At 61.1% G+C, this 18,416-nt stretch carries 20 protein-coding genes; 12 read left to right on the top strand and 8 right to left on the bottom strand.

The annotated features are described in order from the left end of the window. Nucleotides 1-129: 129 nt before the first annotated feature. From MHI61_RS13340 to MHI61_RS13310, 7 genes are all read left to right on the top strand, one after another. Nucleotides 130-1,128, top strand: coding sequence for a sugar phosphate isomerase/epimerase family protein (locus MHI61_RS13340; protein WP_239792356.1), 999 nt, complete (start codon nucleotides 130-132; stop codon nucleotides 1,126-1,128). A gap of 28 nt (nucleotides 1,129-1,156) precedes the next feature. Then, a complete protein-coding gene (locus MHI61_RS13335) occupies nucleotides 1,157-2,206 on the top strand; it encodes a substrate-binding domain-containing protein (RefSeq protein WP_239792355.1) in 1,050 nt (349 codons plus the stop codon). 64 nt (nucleotides 2,207-2,270) lie between these two features. Beyond that, nucleotides 2,271-3,782, top strand: a complete 1,512-nt coding sequence (locus MHI61_RS13330; RefSeq protein WP_239792354.1) for a sugar ABC transporter ATP-binding protein — start codon at nucleotides 2,271-2,273, stop codon at nucleotides 3,780-3,782. 17 nt (nucleotides 3,783-3,799) lie between these two features. Further along, a complete protein-coding gene (locus MHI61_RS13325; RefSeq protein ID WP_239792353.1) occupies nucleotides 3,800-4,774 on the top strand; it encodes an ABC transporter permease in 975 nt (324 codons plus the stop codon). Continuing rightward, nucleotides 4,771-5,643, top strand: a complete 873-nt coding sequence (locus MHI61_RS13320) for a MurR/RpiR family transcriptional regulator (protein ID WP_183915694.1) — start codon at nucleotides 4,771-4,773, stop codon at nucleotides 5,641-5,643. Before MHI61_RS13325 ends, MHI61_RS13320 begins: the two co-directional genes overlap by 4 nt. Then, a complete protein-coding gene (locus MHI61_RS13315; RefSeq protein WP_239792352.1) occupies nucleotides 5,640-6,524 on the top strand; it encodes a ribokinase in 885 nt (294 codons plus the stop codon). The genes MHI61_RS13320 and MHI61_RS13315 overlap by 4 nt, the downstream gene beginning before the upstream one ends. 504 nt (nucleotides 6,525-7,028) lie before the next feature. After that, entirely contained in the window at nucleotides 7,029-7,322 is a 294-nt protein-coding gene (locus MHI61_RS13310) for a DUF982 domain-containing protein (RefSeq protein WP_239792351.1), read from the top strand. 233 nt (nucleotides 7,323-7,555) lie between these two features. On the opposite strand, the gene MHI61_RS13305 is transcribed toward MHI61_RS13310, so the two are convergent. Next, nucleotides 7,556-8,386 carry a nickel-binding protein gene (locus MHI61_RS13305; protein WP_239792350.1) on the bottom strand — a complete coding sequence of 277 codons (831 nt, stop codon included), beginning with the start codon at nucleotides 8,384-8,386 and terminating at the stop codon, nucleotides 7,556-7,558. Between the two features lie 416 nt (nucleotides 8,387-8,802). On the opposite strand from MHI61_RS13305, the gene MHI61_RS13300 reads away from it, so the two are divergent. From MHI61_RS13300 to MHI61_RS13290, 3 genes are all read left to right on the top strand, one after another. After that, nucleotides 8,803-9,060 (top strand): DUF982 domain-containing protein, encoded by a 258-nt coding sequence (locus tag MHI61_RS13300; protein ID WP_239792349.1) that lies wholly within the window; start codon nucleotides 8,803-8,805, stop codon nucleotides 9,058-9,060. Nucleotides 9,061-9,176: 116 nt separating this feature from the next. Continuing rightward, nucleotides 9,177-9,347, top strand: coding sequence for a hypothetical protein (locus MHI61_RS13295; RefSeq protein WP_164517744.1), 171 nt, complete (start codon nucleotides 9,177-9,179; stop codon nucleotides 9,345-9,347). Further along, nucleotides 9,347-9,583: a hypothetical protein gene (locus MHI61_RS13290; RefSeq protein ID WP_239792348.1), complete on the top strand. Its 237-nt coding sequence runs from the start codon at nucleotides 9,347-9,349 to the stop codon at nucleotides 9,581-9,583. Before MHI61_RS13295 ends, MHI61_RS13290 begins: the two co-directional genes overlap by 1 nt. Nucleotides 9,584-9,748: 165 nt before the next feature. Here the strand turns inward: MHI61_RS13290 and MHI61_RS13285 are convergent, their stop codons facing one another. The 4 genes from MHI61_RS13285 to MHI61_RS13270 form a co-directional block, all read right to left on the bottom strand. Next, on the bottom strand, nucleotides 9,749-10,297 hold the full coding sequence (locus MHI61_RS13285) for a nuclear transport factor 2 family protein (protein ID WP_239792347.1): 549 nt from the start codon (nucleotides 10,295-10,297) through the stop codon (nucleotides 9,749-9,751). 78 nt (nucleotides 10,298-10,375) lie between these two features. Then, nucleotides 10,376-11,179, bottom strand: a complete 804-nt coding sequence (locus tag MHI61_RS13280; RefSeq protein WP_239792346.1) for an SDR family oxidoreductase — start codon at nucleotides 11,177-11,179, stop codon at nucleotides 10,376-10,378. A gap of 54 nt (nucleotides 11,180-11,233) precedes the next feature. Beyond that, nucleotides 11,234-11,632, bottom strand: coding sequence for a heme-binding protein (locus tag MHI61_RS13275; protein WP_239792345.1), 399 nt, complete (start codon nucleotides 11,630-11,632; stop codon nucleotides 11,234-11,236). Nucleotides 11,633-11,798: 166 nt separating this feature from the next. Beyond that, the gene (locus tag MHI61_RS13270; protein WP_239792344.1) at nucleotides 11,799-12,686 is read right to left on the bottom strand and encodes an AraC family transcriptional regulator; all 888 of its coding nucleotides are present in this window, start codon (nucleotides 12,684-12,686) and stop codon (nucleotides 11,799-11,801) included. Between the two features lie 468 nt (nucleotides 12,687-13,154). On the opposite strand from MHI61_RS13270, the gene MHI61_RS13265 reads away from it, so the two are divergent. Continuing rightward, nucleotides 13,155-13,634 carry a DUF2938 domain-containing protein gene (locus MHI61_RS13265; protein ID WP_239792343.1) on the top strand — a complete coding sequence of 160 codons (480 nt, stop codon included), beginning with the start codon at nucleotides 13,155-13,157 and terminating at the stop codon, nucleotides 13,632-13,634. 211 nt (nucleotides 13,635-13,845) lie between these two features. Here the strand turns inward: MHI61_RS13265 and MHI61_RS13260 are convergent, their stop codons facing one another. From MHI61_RS13260 to MHI61_RS13250, 3 genes are read right to left on the bottom strand one after another with little or no spacing between them, the layout of a single operon-like run. Continuing rightward, the gene (locus MHI61_RS13260) at nucleotides 13,846-14,487 is read right to left on the bottom strand and encodes a ThuA domain-containing protein (RefSeq protein WP_239792342.1); all 642 of its coding nucleotides are present in this window, start codon (nucleotides 14,485-14,487) and stop codon (nucleotides 13,846-13,848) included. 17 nt (nucleotides 14,488-14,504) lie between these two features. Next, nucleotides 14,505-15,605 (bottom strand): Gfo/Idh/MocA family oxidoreductase, encoded by a 1,101-nt coding sequence (locus tag MHI61_RS13255; RefSeq protein WP_239792341.1) that lies wholly within the window; start codon nucleotides 15,603-15,605, stop codon nucleotides 14,505-14,507. Nucleotides 15,606-15,638: 33 nt separating this feature from the next. Further along, nucleotides 15,639-16,838, bottom strand: a complete 1,200-nt coding sequence (locus tag MHI61_RS13250) for an ROK family transcriptional regulator (protein ID WP_239792340.1) — start codon at nucleotides 16,836-16,838, stop codon at nucleotides 15,639-15,641. A 199-nt stretch (nucleotides 16,839-17,037) separates the two neighbouring features. Here MHI61_RS13250 and MHI61_RS13245 point away from each other — a divergent pair, with 199 nt between their 5' ends. After that, nucleotides 17,038-18,342 (top strand): extracellular solute-binding protein, encoded by a 1,305-nt coding sequence (locus tag MHI61_RS13245; protein ID WP_239792339.1) that lies wholly within the window; start codon nucleotides 17,038-17,040, stop codon nucleotides 18,340-18,342. Nucleotides 18,343-18,416: the final 74 nt, after the last annotated feature.

The raw sequence follows: 18,416 nt of genomic DNA, 5'->3' as shown, positions 1-18,416 counted from the left end.
TATATCGCAGGCAGACTTCATTTCGCCAACTGCTTTTGTGGGACATTGCATTAATGCTGCGCTGCGGCATAGCTTTCGCTTTACAAAAACAATATAATCTGTGAAGTAATGTGCAACTTCACAGATGGGATGAATGCCTTGAGCCAGACTCGTTTTGCCACACGACTGAATTCCTTCGCCTCTGGCGCACACCTCGCTTGGCCGGGACAATCTGGCAAGCCGTCGGTCGTGCAGATGGCGGAGCGTGCGGCCCGCGTCCAAGGATTGACCGACCTCGATCTCAACTACCCCGATCACGTGAACGACAATCCGGCTGAACTGTCGCGAATGCTCGGCAATTTAGGCCTGCAGATCAATGGCTTCGCCATGCGGTACTACACAAATCCGGATTTCAAGCTCGGCGCGTTCACCCATCCCGAAGAAGCAGTTCGCCGCGAGGCGATCGATCTGACGAAGAAAGGCATCGATGCCGCGCGCGAGGCCGGCGCAAATCTGATGACCATCTGGCTCGGTCAGGATGGCTTTGACTACGCCTTCCAGGCCGATTATGCCAGGATGTGGCAACACGAAATCGACGGAATCCGTGAAGTTTGTCAACACGATCCGGATTGCCTGATCTCCATCGAATACAAGCCGAACGAGCCGCGCTCCTACAGCCTGCTGCCTGATGCAGCGACAACGCTGCTCGCCATCAAGGAGGTCGGCGCCGAGAATCTCGGGGTAACGCTTGATTTCGCCCATGTCCTCTATGCCGACGAACAGCCCGCCCTCGCGGCGTCCCTGATCGCACGTCACAGCCGGGTTCTCGGCGTCCATCTGAACGATGGCTACGCCAAGCGCGACGACGGGTTGATGGTCGGCGCCGTTCACACGCTGCAGACCGTCGAACTGCTCCGCCAGATTCGCCGGGACGGCTATGACGGCGCGATCTACTTCGACACGTTCCCCGATTTGACCGGTCTCGACCCGGTCCGCGAATGCGAGGTCAACATCAAGACCGTCCAACGGATGTTGAGGGTCGTCGACCGCCTCGAGCAGGACGATCGCCTTTCGAGCGCGATTGACCGACAGGACGCCGTTTCCACGCAGGCCATCGTACAGGAGTTGATGCTCGGCGCGGACCACTGAACCGACTTAACCCTCCGGGAGGAACCCCATGAACAGATTTTTTGCCGCGGCTCTTGCCGCCACCCTTTGTGCTGGCATCACGACAGCGCAGGACTTGAAGCCGCTCAACTCGGACTCCGAGCCGGACCGCATGGACTGGTCTGACCTCGATGCCAAGCTCGGCGCACTGGCGAAACCGCCGGAAGGTCTCAAGGTCGGCGGTGTCTCCAAGACGCTGACCAATGAATACTGGCGCTCCCTCGGCGAGGGCTATCAGAAGTTCGCAGACAAGCTCGGTGTAACCGTCGCCTATCAGGCAGCTCAGAGCGAAGGTGACCAGTTGGGTCAGCTGACGATCGCCGAAGGCATGGTCACGCAGGGCTACAATGTTCTGCTCGTCTCCCCGCAGACCGATGCCAATCTTCAGCCGGTCATGGAACAGGCCAAGGCGGCCAATGTGCCGGTCGTGAATGTCAACGACGCGGTGATCCCGCAGGCAGAGCATTATGTCGGCAATGTCCAGCGCGACAATGGCGTCCGCGTCGCCAAGTGGTTCGTCGAAAACCGCCCGAACGGCGGGAAGGTCGCGATCATCGAAGGCCAGGCGGGCGTCTACGCTGCCGTGCAGCGCACCAGCGGCTTCAAGAGCACGATCGAGGAAGGCGGCAAGTTCACCGTTGTCGCAAGCGTTCCCGGCAACTGGGATCGGCAGATGTCCTACGACGCGGCGACCACCATCCTGCAGCAGCATCCGGATCTCGTCGGCTTCTACTGCAACAATGACGGCATGGCTCTTGGCGTCGTCGAAGCCGTGAAGGCGGCGGGCCTGCAGGACAAGGTCGTGGTCTTCGGCACCGACGGTATCTCGGACGCCTACAAGTCGATCGAAGCCGGTGAGCTCACGGGCACCGTCGACAGCTTCCCCGTTCTGACGGGCGAGGTCGCGATCGAAGTCGCTCTTCGCCTCGTCGCGGGCCAGAAGCTGCCGCGCGTTGTGGCGACGCCACAGGCGCTGATTACCAAGGACAACGTCAAGGACTTCCAGGGCAAGGGTGTCGACATACGCACGGTGCTGCTGATGAAGGCCGCAGGCAAGTAAGCCTCCCAAGGCGGGACGGCCGGCGCTCGGCCGGTCGTCCTCACTCTCAAAAGGGTTCGGTTCCATGGCTCCTTCCAGACTGGCATTCAAAGACATTTCCAAGGTCTTTCCTGGCGTCAAGGCGCTCTCGGAAGTCTCCTTCGAGGTCGCGCCAGGTGAAATTCACGCGCTTCTCGGCGAGAACGGGGCGGGAAAATCGACGCTCCTGCGCATCCTCTCCGGCGTCTTCCGGCCGACTCAGGGCGAGGTGAAGGTCGATGGGACGGTCCATCATTTCCGCAAGCCGGAAAGTGCCCGCCAGGCAGGAATCGCCATGATCCATCAGGAACTCCAGCAGGTTCCCCATCTCACCGTCGCCCAGAACATGTTTCTCGGTCATTCCCTCACCAGGCTCGGCGGCATTATCGTCGACCGCCGCGAGCAGGAGCGCCGGGCGGCTGAAGCCCTGGCGATGATCGATCCGGCGATCGATCCGTCTGCGCCGATTTCCTCTTTGAAGGTGGCCCAGCGGCAGGTCGTCGAGATCGCCCGCGCGCTCCTCGACAAAGCCAGGATCGTTGCCATGGACGAGCCGACATCGAGCCTGACCCCCAGTGAGTTCGACCGGCTGGCCGAGATCATCGAACGGCTTGCCACCGGCGGCGTGTCGATCATCGATGTGTCCCACAAGATGGACGAGGTCTTCCGGGTTTGCCGCAGGGCGACGGTGATGCGTGACGGAAAGGTCGTCCGCACAGGCATCGATCTCAGGGCGAGCGCGCCGGACGAAGTCATCCGCATGATGGTCGGCCGCGAACTGCTGGCCGAAGCGCACCATTCGCACGCGACCCGCACCGTGAGTGTCGAAGCCCGCGATCTTTCAACGCACCGTATCCGCGACGTTTCGTTCGACCTCCACAAGGGCGAGGTTCTAGGCGTGGCCGGTCTGGTCGGCTCAGGCCGGACGGAGCTTCTGCGCGCAATATCCGGCGCCGATAGGTTGACTGCAGGCACGGTCAAAGTCGATGGGACGACCCTGGCGCTATCCAATCCTCGCGCGGCGATTGCCGCCGGCATCGGTCTGCTCCCTGAGGAGCGTAAGCGGGAAGGGATCATTCCGGGAAGGTCGGTCACCTCGAACATGGCGCTGCCTTCGATGGCGCGTTTCTCCAAGGCAGGCATCATCAATCACCGCAAGCTCAAGCGGACCGCCGAAGACCTTCTCAAGCGCGTAAATCTCCGGCCATTTCAGCTCGATCGCCAAATTAAGCTTTTCAGCGGCGGCAATCAGCAGAAGGCCATCATTGCGCGGTGGCTGGCGGCCGGCTCGCGCATCCTGCTTTTCGATGAGCCGACCCGAGGCATCGACGTCGGCGCCAAATCAGAAATCTACCGTCTGATCGAAGACCTCGCCGCCGAGGGGCACGGCGTGATCGTCGTGTCCTCCGAGCTCCCGGAGGTGCTGAGGGTGTCCGATCGTGTGCTCGTGATGCGCGACGGTGCTATCGCGGCTGAACTCGGCCGCGATCAGATGAGTGAAGAAACCATCGTCTCCCATGCCGTCGGCACGACCGCAAGCCGCATCGGCGCGGCGTGACCAACAGGGAAAAAGCCATGTCTGACACCATCGAGAATACCGCAGCGCCAGCAACCAGATTTGTCGGATCCTTATCGATCCGCGATGCCGGCACGTTGATCGGCCTCGTCGCCATCGTGATCATCTTCGGCCTTTTGGCTCCCGACTTTCTCTCGCAGAGAAATCTCTTGAACATTCTCCAACAGTCCAGCATCAACGCCTGCCTGGCGCTCGGCATGACCCTGGTGATCATCTCCGGCGGCATCGACCTCTCCGTCGGTCCGACGGCGGCGATTGCTGCCGTCATCTCGGCAACGCTGCTTGTGGCCGGTATTCCGGTTCCTCTCGCCATCCTTGCCGGGCTCGGCATCGGCGTCCTCTGTGGCCTCGTCAATGGCGTGCTTGTCGCCTATGCCGGGCTGCAGCCCTTCATTGTGACGCTCGGCACGCTCAGCACCTATCGAGCCATTGCGCTCATCTATACCGGCGGCAACCCCGTGCTCGGTGTCCCGCAAGGCTTCCGGACGCTGTTCAACGGCAGCATCGCCGGCATTCCGAATTCTGTCGTGATGGTTGCTGTCGTCGCCCTCTTGGCTTGGGTGCTTCTCAAGAAGACTCCCCTGGGTGAATACCTGCTTGCGGTCGGCGGCAATGAGGAAGCGGCTTATGTCGCCGGTGTCCCGATCGCCATGACCAAGATCACGGCCTATGTGATCTCCGGCGTCCTGGCGGCGCTCGCCTCGATGATCCTCATCGGCCGGCTTGGTGCCGCCGAGCCGATCCTCGGCAATCTGTGGGAGCTTGATGCGATCGCCGCAGCGGCAATCGGCGGGGCGTCGTTGATGGGCGGCAAGGGCAGCGTCATCGGCACGCTGCTCGGGGCGATCATTCTGGGCGCGATGCGCAACGGATTGACGTTGATGAACGTGCAGGCCTTCTACCAACTTCTTGCCACTGGCCTTATTATCCTTGTCGCGATGATGATCGATCGCGTCACAAGGGGACGGGGATGAATTCTGCAAATGATCTCAAGGCGGTGGGCCCGCGCATCCGGATGATGATGCCTCAGCTCACCCCCTTGGAGGCGCGTGTCGTCGAGACGGTTTTCGGACTGAGGGACTTTTCTGAAGACACCGCGCTCAAGGACTTGGCGGCCGAGGCCGGGGTTTCCGAGGCGATGGTCGTGAAGATCGCCAAGAAACTGGGATTCAGCGGCTTTCGTGACTTCCGCACCGCCGTCTCGAACTACAACAAGCTGCCGACAGCGGAGATGCATCAGGAACTTTCCGCGGAAGACAGTTCCGCCGAAATTATCCAGAAGGTCTTCCGTACATCGATCAACGCGCTGGAGGAAACCCTTGCGATCCTTGATGTCGATGCCTTCGATCGCGCTGCCGACTTGTTGGCGAAACCGGGACAGCGCGATTTCTATGGTGTTGGGGGCTCGGCGCAGATCGCCCGCGATGTCGCTCACAAATTCCTGAGGATCGGCGTGCGCTGCAGCGTTCAGGACGATTCGCACATGATGCTGATGTCGGCTTCCCTGCTTGGGGCAGACGACGTGGCTATAGGATTTTCCCATTCGGGCAACACCACGGCCGTGATCGAAGCGATACAGCTCGCGCGGAAGTCCGGCGCGCGGACGATCGCCATCACCAATTACGGCGGATCGGCTTTGGCTCAGATCGCCGACATCGTTTTATGTTCGACTGCGCAGGGATCACCTCTGATGGGCGAGAACGCGGCGGCGCGGATTGCGCAACTCAACATACTCGACGCGCTTTTCATGGCCGTTGCCAAGAGAAACTACCAGGCGGCGGAGAGAAATCTCGAAAGGACGATGTCCGCCGTTACGTCCAAACGCAAGGATAAGCTTCCATGACCACTGCTTCGCCCTCCGTCGTCGTCTTCGGCAGCCTGCACTATGATATCATGGTGTACGGCCCGGCGCGTCCGCGGAAGGGTGAAACGGTGACGGGAAGCAGCTGGCATCCCAAATGCGGCGGCAAGGGCGGCAACCAGGCGCTGTCGGCCGCCAAGACCGGCGTCTCGTCTTATATGATCGGCGCTGTCGCCGACGATGATTTCGGACGCGCTTTGACCGACAACCTCGCGCTTGGCAAGGTGGACCATCGCTTCGTGAAGACGGTGGCCGGGGTCGGCAGCGGCATGAGCGTCGCAATCTTCGATGGGCAGGGCGATTACGGCGCAGTGATCGTATCGGGCAGCAACCTTGCGCTCGGCCAGTCGGATGTCGATGCCGCCAGGGAGGTGTTTGCTGGCGGCGGCATTCTGGTGTTGCAGAACGAGGTTCCCGATCCTGCCAATGTCGCGGCGGCACGAGCGATGAAGGAGGCCGGCGGGCAGGTGGTGCTCAATGCGGCGCCGGCGCGGCCCTTGTCAGACGACCTCGCGGAGCTTGTCAATGTTGTCGTCGTGAATGCGATCGAGGCGGAGCAGTTGGCGCAGGTTCCGGTCGTCGACAGTTTGGCCGGAGCGCTGGAAGCGGCAAGGCAGTTGGCGGAACGTTTTCCCATTGTCGTGGTCACGGCAGGTGGGGAGGGGGTAGCCTGCGCGACGAGGAAAGGCGAATCCTTCTCGATTGCAGCGATCAAGGTCGAACTGGTAAGCACGCACGGCGCCGGTGACGAGTTCACGGGCGTGCTCGCTTCAGAGCTCGCCCGCGGGCGTAGAATCCGCGCGGCGCTGGAGGCGGCGAACCGCGCCGCTGCTGTTCTGGTCAGCACGCCGCGCGCCGACTGATGGCCGCGCGCTTCGAGCGTGCCCCTTGGAGGTTGGCGCTCAGGGAAATTCCGGGTGCATTTAATAGCTGCAGGAGCGAGCGTTGCCGGGTCTGAATCCACCCGCGCAAGCCGGGTTCCTGGATGTGTCTATCTGATATTGAAAATCCTCTCTGTCGTGCCGCGCAGGCGAGGTGCAGGAAGATGCGATAGCGGAGAGGCCGATCAGCGCTCCGACTGCGGCCAATCTCATAAATTGGTTCATCTGCGTCTCCTCCAGGATTGATCCGCGCGCGCAACCTATCATGGCGGCATTTGCAATTGCGAGGAGAGCCGGACGCAATGACGTGCATCTGATGACACGCGATTGCCCATTTTATGTCCGGCCGACCCGGCTGTGCTATTCTGTCGTTATGGAAGTAGTTGCACTGTGTTTGCTGGCGAACCAAACCTGATTTGTCTTGAATTACTCAAGCTTTTTCAGTAATATAATCCCATAAAAAAGTAATATAAATGGGAGGATACTATGCCAGAAGCTCGGTTCGAGCCGGTTTTTCTTCGTCGTCAGCATTTCGTCGCTGAGATCACAAGTCTCGACGAAATCTTCGATTTTCTGGAGGAGTGGCCGCAGGACAAACGAGGTTTGGCATATGACACGCTGCTGAAGGCGTGCAGGGATACGGCGAGCGGCCGCTTCCCGCTGAACGCGGCGCGGGAGAATTTCCGGCGGTTTCTGAAGATGTCGGGCGTGCTGGCGAAGACCGAGGGCGCGACGAAATTCGAGCCGCAGATGAGCGATCATCCGATCGGCAATGCCTGATCACAAGCGCACAGCCGCGGCCGAAACGAGGCGGGTTCGGCCGCCGCGAGATAATCGGCGGTGCGCTGATGCATGTCGCCCGGAAATGTGTAGCTGTTCCGGGCGACATGCATAAAAACAAAGGGCTAATGCATATCGCCCGGAAGTGTGCAGCGTTCCGGGACAACAACACGCATCAAAACAAAGAGCTGAAGCGCGTCGCATAAATCAAATTGGATGCGACGCTCTTTAGCTCAGGTGCGGGCGGCGTTGCTCCAGTCGCATCGGAAAACCAGCATCGGCTTGGAAAATCCCTTGAGCCGGCGGCGCGTCGCGTGGGCGAAGACATCGGTCGCGCCATATTCCCTGAAAATATTCTCCGACACCAGGATCTGGTCGCTGGCGGCTGCCGCGCAGAGGCGGGCCGCCAGTTGCACGGTCGAGCCGAAGAGGTCGTTGCTGTCCTCGACCGGCTCGCCGCAATCGAGCCCGATGCGGATATGGATCGGCTGGGCATTGTTGCCGCCGTTGTAATGTTGGAACTCCTGCTGGATCGCCATGGCGCATTCGACAGCTGCCGTTGTCGCCGCGAAAGCCGCCATGATGCCGTCGCCGGTGTGCTTGACTTCGCGGCCTGATTTTTTGCCGAGGCATCGGCGCACGATTGCGTCATGGGCCCGGACCAACTCTGTCCCCATGCGGTCGCCGAGGCGCGCCGTCATCTCGGTCGAGCCGACGATATCGGTAAAGAGGATCGCCCGGTGGCCGGGATCCATTTGCGGCGACGACTGGCCGGGCGCCGGATCAGGGTCGTTGATGCGGCCGAGAAAGGCCTCGACCGCCGACAGAGCCACCTCGACGATCTCATTGGCGACAAAGCCGTGCGCCTCGCGATGCACGCATTGGACGGTTTCCATATCGGGCGCATCCACCAGGCAGAAGGCCGTCCCGCGCCGCTCGTCGAACCAGTAGGTGAGGAACTTGACGCCGTATCGATCCTGAATGTCGATATCCATGCGATGCGCCTGGGCTACCTCGGCGGGCGAGGTACCTTCGAGATAGTGCCGGTCCATGAAGATGGGCATCGCGCGTCCTCCGAGATCCGCCGCGTGCAAGAAACGGCATTGTACGATCTGGATGCCTCCCCGTTCACCTTCGGGACAATCAACGATGCATCGTGGCGCTGCGTTGCTTCCGGAAAAGGAGTGCGTTGCTGCATCTTCGGTAGGATATGCAAGAAAATAGCCAGTTTTAACGAGTAGGCCCGGTGCGATAAGTCTGATATTTACCATAATCTGTCATTTAATGACTGATTGCAGGGTTTCCGGACCCCCTCGAGAGGCTTCAGGCGTTTCCCGTTCTCAGGCCTCGCCCGCCGGATCCTGGTTGGAGAGACATGTCTGTCGCGGCTATGATGGCCAAGATCGAAAAGCCGCCGCCAACGGCACGCAAATTGCATATTATCGATTAGCTCGCCGAAATCAGGAAAAGCTGTAGCAAAGTGAGACAGAGGGCACATTTTCGACCGGTCGGCCTGGCCTCGATGGGGCTCGGGCACTATGCCGTCATTAACTCTGTGTGGGATGCGGCGCGCACGCTCCTCCATGACTGGCCGGTGGACGACGGCGAGGAATATTTCGAAGCCGTCAAAGCCTGCCTGGATGCGATCATCGGCGATCTGCCGCCGGATCATGTCCGGGCCGCCTTCGTCAGGGCTGCGCAGGAGGCGGGCATCACCGTCATAGAAGCCGCCGACTGAACAGCGGCCGCATCTCGATCTCCGTTTTCTCCCGTTTCCAGGTGAAGGTCCCACGGTGCTTGACTTCTGCGGGCAAGGGTCTAAATTAGAACAAAACAGGAACACAGGAGATGGTCATGACACATACGGAACAGGTGATCGCCAACGCCCTGGCCCTCGTCGAAGCCTCCCGCGCGGCCCGCGAACGGGATCAGCAGCGTCGCGCCGCCTGGCAGAAAAAGGTCGAACTCAGCCGGCCGCTGCCGCCCTTGCCGCGGCCGGTCCAATTGCCGCTGGCGTTGAACTGATGCAGCCGGCAAAGACGTTCAGACCCGATCCGGTTTGCTCCACCCCGGCTTGGCCTGATCGCGCATGGGAGGTGGAGGCCGTGCTTGCCTGGCATGACGACGATGCCAAGGCGGCGATCCGCACGCTGCTCGACGACTGCAGGCATCTGCGCCGGCAACTGGCGCTGGCGGAAAGCGTGATGAGCCGCGGAATGGCCCGCGGCTGGACACCGCGATACGAACGCGACGCACTCTGAAACGTGCCTGCCCGTGATATCAGTGACGATATCGGTAATGGCGCCGAGGAAGCGCAGGAAGAGGGCGGCTGATCGAACCCGCAGAGAAGGCGGCGGGCATCCGAGGGTGTAGAATGTCCGCCGCGCCACCTTGGAACTGCAAGTTTGGTTCTGAGCTGGAAGACTCTAGTCGACCGGCGTCACACGCGTCCAAAAGGCATTGAACACCACCGAATCGAAGAAGGCCGAGGCACGGACGATACGGCCGTCGCGCATGTCGAGAAACCAGGCATAGGTGTTTGCGTAGGGCTCTCCGTCGCGGGCAATGCCGCGGGCATCGAAAAAGACGATCACAGTGTCGCCATCGACATATATGTTGCGGATCGCCGGCTTCAGCGGCGCCTTCATTCGGGCGTTGAACGGGCGGATCACCTCACGCAGGAATGCCTCGCGGCTGGGATAGGTCTTCGATGCCAGCGAATAGCCCTCGATTGTCCAGCGGGCGTCGTCGGCGAGGAGATCATAAGGACTGCCTGTACCGGCCGCCCAGGCTTCGAATCCAGCCTCGACGGCTGCCTTGTTGCGGCGTTCGGATTCAGTCAGAGACTGCGCTGCGGCGCGAGCTTCGAGCCCTCCCAGAGCAAGGATGGCGGCAGCGATGCCGAGGGTTGCGTTGAAGATGCGCCTGGCCCGGGATTGCGGGCGGCAAACTTTTGCCGTTGCAGTGTAGGACATGGTTTTCTCCAAAGGTAGATTAGTGGAGCGACACCCGCTAGCCGGGTGCCGCTTGGGCGCTCGCCGCCAGCAAACTGCTTAGATCTGGTTTTCCCAGGCTCTCAGCTGATGCTCCTTCAGCATGTCCTCGATGACCTTCGGAACGACGTTACGGAACCTGCCAGTGTCGGCCGGAACGACTTCGATCATCCGGTCGATCATCTCCTTCGGGTCCATCTTGCCTTCGGGCGTCGCGAAGAAATCGTCGAAACCCTTTCGCAGATCTGCGCGCTTGGTGAAGTTCTTGCTGTCATCCAGCCAGCGGAACGGATTGTCCGCCATCGTCTCGTTGTAGCCGGTGTAGTAGGCGCCCGGGTTGATCGTCTGGATCTTGATGCCATGAGGGGCGAGTTCCTGCTGCAGCGCTTCGGCGATCGATTCCAACGCGTGCTTGGTGGAGACATAGGTGCCCCAATTGGCCGGAGTGAAGAGGCCGCCCATCGATGACGTGAAGACCACCTTGCCCTTCCTGCCTTCGCGCACCCATCTCTGGACGACGCCCTGAGTCAGCACCAGCGGCAGGAAGACATTGACTTCGTAGTTCTTGCGCACAAGCTCGATCGGGATTTCCCAAACCGGGCCGGCTTCGCCCATGCCGGCATTGTTCCAAAGAACGTCAAAGTCCCAGCCCTGCGCCTGCTTGATGTCGTAGGGATCGGTGAGGTCGAGACGCTCGACACGAACGTTCTTGAGGCCAAGGGCGGCGACCTCCTCACGCAGTGGCGTAACCTGCGAGGAAACCTGCGTGGTCGCGATGATGCTGTGGCCGTTCCTGGCCATGCCGATGGCGGCACCCTTGCCGAAGCCGGAGCCTGCGCCAGTGATCAAAATGGTCTTGGTCATGAGACATTCCTTTCGATGGTTTCGGGTTGGTCGAAATCAAGTCTTGGCACAGCATCACGCGACGGCCGCAGCCGCTGCCTGCGCGATTTCGAGATCCTGTGGAACCGCTCCGCCGGAAACGCCAACGGCGCCGATCACCGTGCCGTCGCTGGCAAAGAGCGAGATGCCGCCGGCAAAGGGAGTTAGGCCGCCATTGGAGAGTTCGAGAGCATGGGCGGGAGCGCCGGGCTTGCAATATTCCCAAACGGCCTCGCTTGTCGTTTGAAACAATACGGCCGTTCGCGCTTTGCCTATGGCCAGGTCGATCGAGCCGAGCACTGCGCCGTCCATTCGGCTGAACGCCTTGAGATGCGCTCCGGCGTCCAAGACCGTGATATTGACCGGCACACCGATCTCATTAGCCCGCGCCTCACCTGCGGCGATGATCCTGCGAGCCTCGTCAATGGTAATCATCTCCTGTCTCCTCTTTTCGTTCGGGGGCTAGCGCTCCCCGCGCGATGAGACAGCTGTATAGGCGGAACCGGTCTGCAGTATTTTCAGCTCTTGCTGCGCTATGCGCAAATCTTGCGCTCCGGCTTGCCGGCGCGAACCGAGAACTATCTCCGATAGGCCGAACCCGCTAACCGGTGATGAGCGCGCGGTATTGACCGGGCGTCAAGCCGGTGATCTTGCGGAAGACCCGGGTGAAATTCGCCTGCGAGCCGAAGCCGGTATCGAGCGCGATCTCCACGAGCGAGGACCGTGCGAGCCGCAGCTTTTCCTTGGCCGCTTCGATCCGTCGCTCGGTGACGTAGCGATGCGGCGTCAGGCCGGTAGCCTTGCGGAACATGCGGGCAAAATGAAAAGGACTGAGGCAAGCCTCCGCGGCAAGGTCATCCAGCGAAATTTCCGCTGCGATGCGGGCTTCAATGAAATCGAAGACGCGTTGCAGCCTTTTTGGGTCGACATTCGGCGCCCGTGCGGCGGGTTGCCAATGAACGGATGAATAGGTGCCGAGCAGGTGCGCCGCCAGCGCTATCTGAAGGCCGTCGAGGAAGAGTCGGTCAGTAGGCTCGAGGCGTCTGTTCAACAAACCCCGAGAGAGCTGACCGATCTGCAGCACCGTAGGGTCGGGGACGCCTCCGGCATAGGCAAGCTGCACCTTGGCCGGGTCGATGTCGAAGTTTGAAAGCGCGCTCTCACCGACGAGTGACGCTGGTAAGAAGATGTGCAGGGACTCGGGCATGGTACCCAAGATTTCGACCCCGCTCTCATGGACACCCGCCGGACATATCCAAGCGACACCGGGGCGAGCGATCGCCTCCCGCCTGTGTCCATCACCAGTCCACCTGATCTTCGACTGACCCGAGAGCAGGACGGCTATTTCCGTGCATTCGAGTGTCAGGTCGACCTGCCAGCCCGGATCGAAATGCCTGAGTTCGACCTGCAGCGATGAGCAATCAACAAGCCCGCCCACTTGCTCGCTGGTCCGATACTTTCTGTCCCCTTGCGATTCTACGAAAGACATGTGGCATCCACGCCTTGAAGATAGATGTAAATTGGAATTGTTTAGTCCCGGCAAGCCGATTTCGCTGCCGACACGCTGTCATCGATCTGCAGTCATCTTTGATATATTGATGAATAACTTCCAGGGGCGCCGCGGTGCTGTCGGGCGCCTGAGTATTTCGATCAGTATTTTTGGCTAAATTTCAGGGGCGCGCAAGCCCCTTGGCATCAGGCGATACCGTACCCTTTATTGCGGCTCCGCCGCCGGCATGTCAGGCGTATCCGGCCCATGGATATGTTCGTTCGCCTTGCCGATCGCCTGCGCCAGCAAGACCACCAGATCGATCTCGTCGGCCTTGGATTCCATCCCGATCGGCAGGGCGGGCCGTTCCGTCGATGCAATCGAGGGGATTGGGATGCAGCCTTGCGCCGGCGTGTCCTCAATGGTTTGGTAGAGTCCTGCATTCGCAACACTTTCCGGTGATTCTCGATGTTCGATATTCTATTGCGCGGCCTGGCGATCGGCGCCGGCGCAACCATCCTCATGGACCTCTGGGCGATCGTGCTTACCAAGTTCTTCGGCCAGACGCCGCCCAACTGGGCGCCGGTCGGCCGCTGGTTCTGGCATCTTCGCCGCGGCAAGGTCTTTCATGACAACATCGCCGATGCCGCACCTTATGCCGGGGAATTGGCGCTCGGCTGGATCAGCCACTACGCCGTCGGCATTCTCTATGGCGTGATCTTCGCGATCATCATGGGGCAGGGTTGGTTGGCCGCACCGACATTTCTCCCCGCCTGGATCTTCGGCATCATCACCGTCGGAGCAGGGTGGTTCCTGCTGCAGCCCGGCCTCGGCCTCGGCTGGGCTGCTGCCAAACATCCGAAGCCGATGAAAGTCCGTTGCTTCAACCTGCTTGCGCATACGGTGTTTGCGCTGGGGCTATTTGGGACGGCGTTGATCATTCGCTGAGATTGGCAAAAACCCCTCCCCAACCCCTCCCCACAAGGGGGAGGGACTATACCGTGGCGTCCGGCGGCGACCGAAAGCAGAGGTCTTGCTGGCTGTTACCGTTCGAGGGATTGATACGATAGAGTTTATGTGAAGCGGTGCGGCATCTTAGCCCCTCCCTTGTGGGGAGGGGTTGGGGAGGGGTCTTTGGTTCGCCGGGAAAGGCACTATCTTACCGCGCCGCCCAGTTTGCACCGCGGCGGAAGATCGTCTTCATCTCGGGAACGTGGAATTCCTTGGCCTGGTGGCCGAGCGAGGAATAGAAGACGCGGCCCTTGCCGTATTTGCGCTTCCAGACGACGGGCATGACGACGCCGTCGATCCAGTAGGCGTGCTCGCCGGTGAACTTGGTCGTCGCCAGAACCTCGTTCGAGGGGTCGACATGCATGTAATATTGCTCCGACGTATAAGGAAAATCCGAAATCCCCTCCATTAGCGGATCGTCCGGCCGGGTGATGTTGACGGTATAGTCGATGATATTGCCGGGGTGCGCCACCCACTGGCCGCCGATGATGAACTGATAGTCGACGGAATCGCGGAAGGCGTCGCCCGCGCCGCCGTGATAGCCGGCGATGCCGACGCCGCTCTCGATCGCCGCGGCGAGATTCTTGACCTCCTCCTTCTCGATCTTCGACATCGTCATGATCGGCACGACGAGGCTGAGATCATGGACAGAAGGGTCGGCAAGCGCCTCGGTGCCATGTTCGAGATAGACCTTGAAGCCGTCCTCCTCGAGCATGGTCTTGATGATTTCGGCGCATTCCTGCGGCTCGTGGCCGCTCCAGCCGCCCCAGACGATCAGTGCTTCACGCATAGTCATTCCTCCTGAAATTATTTCGCCAGCCGTCCGTCGACGATGGAATCCGACAAGGGGGCAGGGCGCTCCGTCGCCGTGGTGATGGTGACCGTCCTGCCGGTTTCGGACGCGGTGTGGAAAGCTTCCATGACTTCGAGCACATGCAGCGCCAGATCGCCATTGGCGCGATGCGGCCGGTTGGAGCGGATCGCATGCGCCATGTCGGCGACGCCGAGCGAGCGGTAGTTGCCGTTGGCATAGAGTGCGGTGACCGGCTGGTCCTCGAAGGCGCCGCCCTTCTTCAGATATTCCACCGGGCCTTCGAATTTGTTCGGATCGGGAACGATCAACGTGCCCTCGGTGCCGTAGACCTCAAGCGGCACATGTTTGTGGCCGGCGACATCGAAGCTCATGGCGATCTGGACGACGGCACCGCCCGCAAAAGCCATCATGCCGGCGACATGGGTCGGCACATGCACGGGAATACGCTCGCCGTTGCGCGGTTCGCTGGTGATCAGACGTTCGGCGCGCGGCGTCGTCGCAAAGCCGGCCACTTGGGCGACCGGCCCGAGAAGATTGACGAGATCGGTGATGTAATAGGGCCCCATGTCGAGCATCGGCCCGCCGCCGACTTCGTAATAGAAGGCCGGATTCGGATGCCAGCGCTCATGGCCCGGGCACATGAAGATCGCCGAGCCGCCGACCGGCTGGCCGATGACGCCCTGGTCGATCAGCGACCGCGCCGTCTGATGGCCGCCGCCGAGGAAAGTGTCGGGCGCCGCACCGATGCGCAGATTGCGGGCTCGGGCGGCCTCGGCCAATTTTTTCCCTTCCGCGAAATTAATCCCAAGCGGCTTTTCCGAATAGGTATGTTTGCCGGCCTCGAGCGCCTGCAGCGCGACAGCGACATGGGCTTTCGGGATCGTCAGATTGACGATGATCTCGACCTCCGGATCGGCGAAAAGCTCTTCGACCGTCTTGGCGGGAACGTTGAATTCGGCGGCCCTTGCTTCCGCCAGTTCCCGGTTGAGATCGGCGACGCCGCGGATGTCGAGAATAGGAAAGGAGGCCATCGCTTTGAGATAGGCGCCCGAAATATTGCCGCATCCGATGATGCCGATACCGACTCTTTCCATGAATTCCTCCATCTATATTGATTGTGACGCCCGTCAGAGCGCCGGCCCGGTGGTGCTCCAGGGCGATTCGTAGAGTTCGTAGAGCGCCACCGCGGCGGCACCCTGCGCCCAGAAATCATCGCTCGAATCGTCGAAGACGAGTTCGCTCACCCCCTTCAGCGAGGGCGGAATGGCGAGCGCATAGGCATCGCGAAGGCTGTTCAGGAATGGCTCGCCGAGCGCCAGGCTCGAGCCGACAAGGATGACGCGGGGCGGCGCAAACAGCGTGACGATATTGGCGATGGTCAGTCCCACCGCTTCGCCGGCGCGGATGGCGGCGCCGATCAGCCGGTCGTCATCGGCCTTGATCAACGCCTGGGCATGGGTCATGCCGCGCCCGAGCCGGATCGCTTCGGCAAAACGCCCGTCGGCCTGCTGTTCGCCGAGGATGGCGGTTTCGCCGGCCTGGCTGAAGAGCCGCACCACGCCATTCGGCCCCATGCCGAGCACGAGGTCGCCGAGATTGTGGCTGAGACCGCCGGCGCCGCGAAACAGGCTGTTGCCGTGCAGCACGCCGAGACCCAGCGTCTGCTCCAATGAAATCAACACCATATCCTCGAGATCGCGCGCTTTGCCGAACCAGTGATGACCAAGGGTGATGGCATGCGCGTCGCTTTCGACAATGGTCGGCGTTGCGAGCCGCGTCGACATCTCGGCGGCGAAATCGACATTGGTGTCGCGGAAGATCGGGCTGCTTCTGATGTAACCGGTGCGGTGCTCGATGACGCCAGGAAAGCCGAGGCAGATGCTGTCGACATCTTCGAGCGACAGTCCGGCATCGACGACGCAGCGCCGCACGCCGTCCTCGACGAGATCGGCAATGACGCCGATCGGCTGCCGGTCGAGGCGGATCGGCAGAGCGAGCTTCGACAGCACGTCGCCGCGGAAATTGGTGACGACGAAGACCATCCGGTTGGCGGCGATCTTGCCGCCGACGACGCGGGCGGCATCGGGATTGAGCTCCAGCGCCACGCGCGGCCTGCCGCGCACCGCCTCGTTGCGGATATCGCCTTCGTGACGCGGCAGGATCAGCCCGTCGTCGAGCAGGGAGGCTGTGATGGCCGATACGGTTGTCGTTGAGAGTTCGGTCCTCTCGCTGATCTCGATGCGCGAGATCGGACCATGGCGCCGGATGGTATCGAGCACGTTCAAGCGGTTGATCGCGCGCATCAATTCTGGATCTGCGGTCTTCATGAAAAACTAGCCGGCATCGTTCGTTGGGCGGAAGCCAATATTTTTAACGGGTTACGAAATAAATAGCAGCCAATCCCGCAGGCCTGTCAAGCGCATTTGGTAAAAATAGCGGCAATTGGGTTGACATCCGGCAAAAGCTCCGGTGAATTAATCCGCATAGGGGAAAAATTGTGAGGATAGGTCCCCTGGGAGGAAAATCATGAATTTTATGCTGAAGAACGCCGCTTTCGGCGGCAGGCGCATCGTATCCATGGCGGCGGCGGCCGGCCTGTTGCTGGCGGGGGCGGGTGCCGCCTCGGCGACGACGGTGGTCAAGTGGCTGCATCTCGAGCTCGACCCGAAAAACGTCGCGGCTTGGGAGGACATCGCCAAGAAATACGAAGCCCAGCATCCCGACGTCGACATTCAGATGCAGTTTCTCGAAAACGAAGCCTTCAAGGCCAAGCTTCCGACATTGCTGCAATCCGACGACGTGCCGGATTTCTTTTTCAGCTGGGGCGGCGGCGTGTTGAAGCAGCAGTCCGAAACCGGCGCGTTGCAGGATGTGACGGCAGCCCTCGATGCCGACGGCGGCAAGCTGCGCAACGCCTATACGCCGGCGTCGGTCGACGGGCTTACCTTCGACGGCAAGACCTGGGCCATTCCCTACAAGGTCGGTCTCGTCAGCTTTTTCTATAACAAGGCGCTGTTTGCCAAGGCCGGCGTCAAGGCCGAGGACATCAAGACTTGGACGGATTTCCTCGCTGCAGTGAAGAAGATCAAGGCGGCCGGCATCGTGCCGATTGCCGGCGGCGGCGGTGAAAAATGGCCGATCCATTTCTACTGGAGCTATCTCGTCATGCGCGAGGGCGGCCAGAAGGTCTTCGAAGCCGCCAAGAACGGCGAGAGCGAAGGTTTTCTCGATCCCGCGATCATCAAGGCCGGTGACGATCTCGCCGAACTCGGCAAGCTCGAGCCTTTCCAGCCCGGTTATCTCGGCGCCACCTGGCCGCAGACGCTCGGCGTTTTCGGTGACGGCAAGGCGGCGATGATCCTCGGTTTTGAAGCGACCGAGGCCAATCAGCGCAAGAATGCCGGTGACGGCAAGGGCCTCGCACCCGACAATATCGGCCGTTTCGTCTTCCCGACGGTCGATGGCGGCGCCGGCAAGCCGACCGATACGCTCGGCGGCCTGAACGGCTGGGCCGTCACCAAGAAGGCCTCCAAGGAAGCGATCGATTTCCTCGCTTTCCTGACGAATGCGGAGAATGAGCGGGCGATGGCCAAGGCCGGCATGCTGCTTCCCGTTGCCGTCGGCGCCGATGACGGCGTCGTCAATCCGCTGCTTGCTGAATCCGCCAAACAGCTGGCCGGTTCGACCTGGCACCAGAACTTCTTCGACCAGGATCTCGGCGCTGCCGTCGGCCGTGTCGTCAACGACGTGTCGGTGGAAATCGTCTCCGGCCAGATGAATTCCAAGGACGGCGCCCAGATGATCCAGGACGCTTTCGAGCTGGAACAATAACCAGCGCCCGCAGAGCCTTCCCGGCGCTCCTGCCAAAACGGAGCGCCGGCATTGCTGCCGACGAACGAAAGCAG

This window comes from Rhizobium sp. K102 (genome assembly GCF_022385315.1).
In the GTDB taxonomy this organism is placed as follows: domain Bacteria; phylum Pseudomonadota; class Alphaproteobacteria; order Rhizobiales; family Rhizobiaceae; genus Rhizobium; species Rhizobium croatiense.
This window is presented reverse-complemented; position numbering and strand designations above follow the sequence as displayed.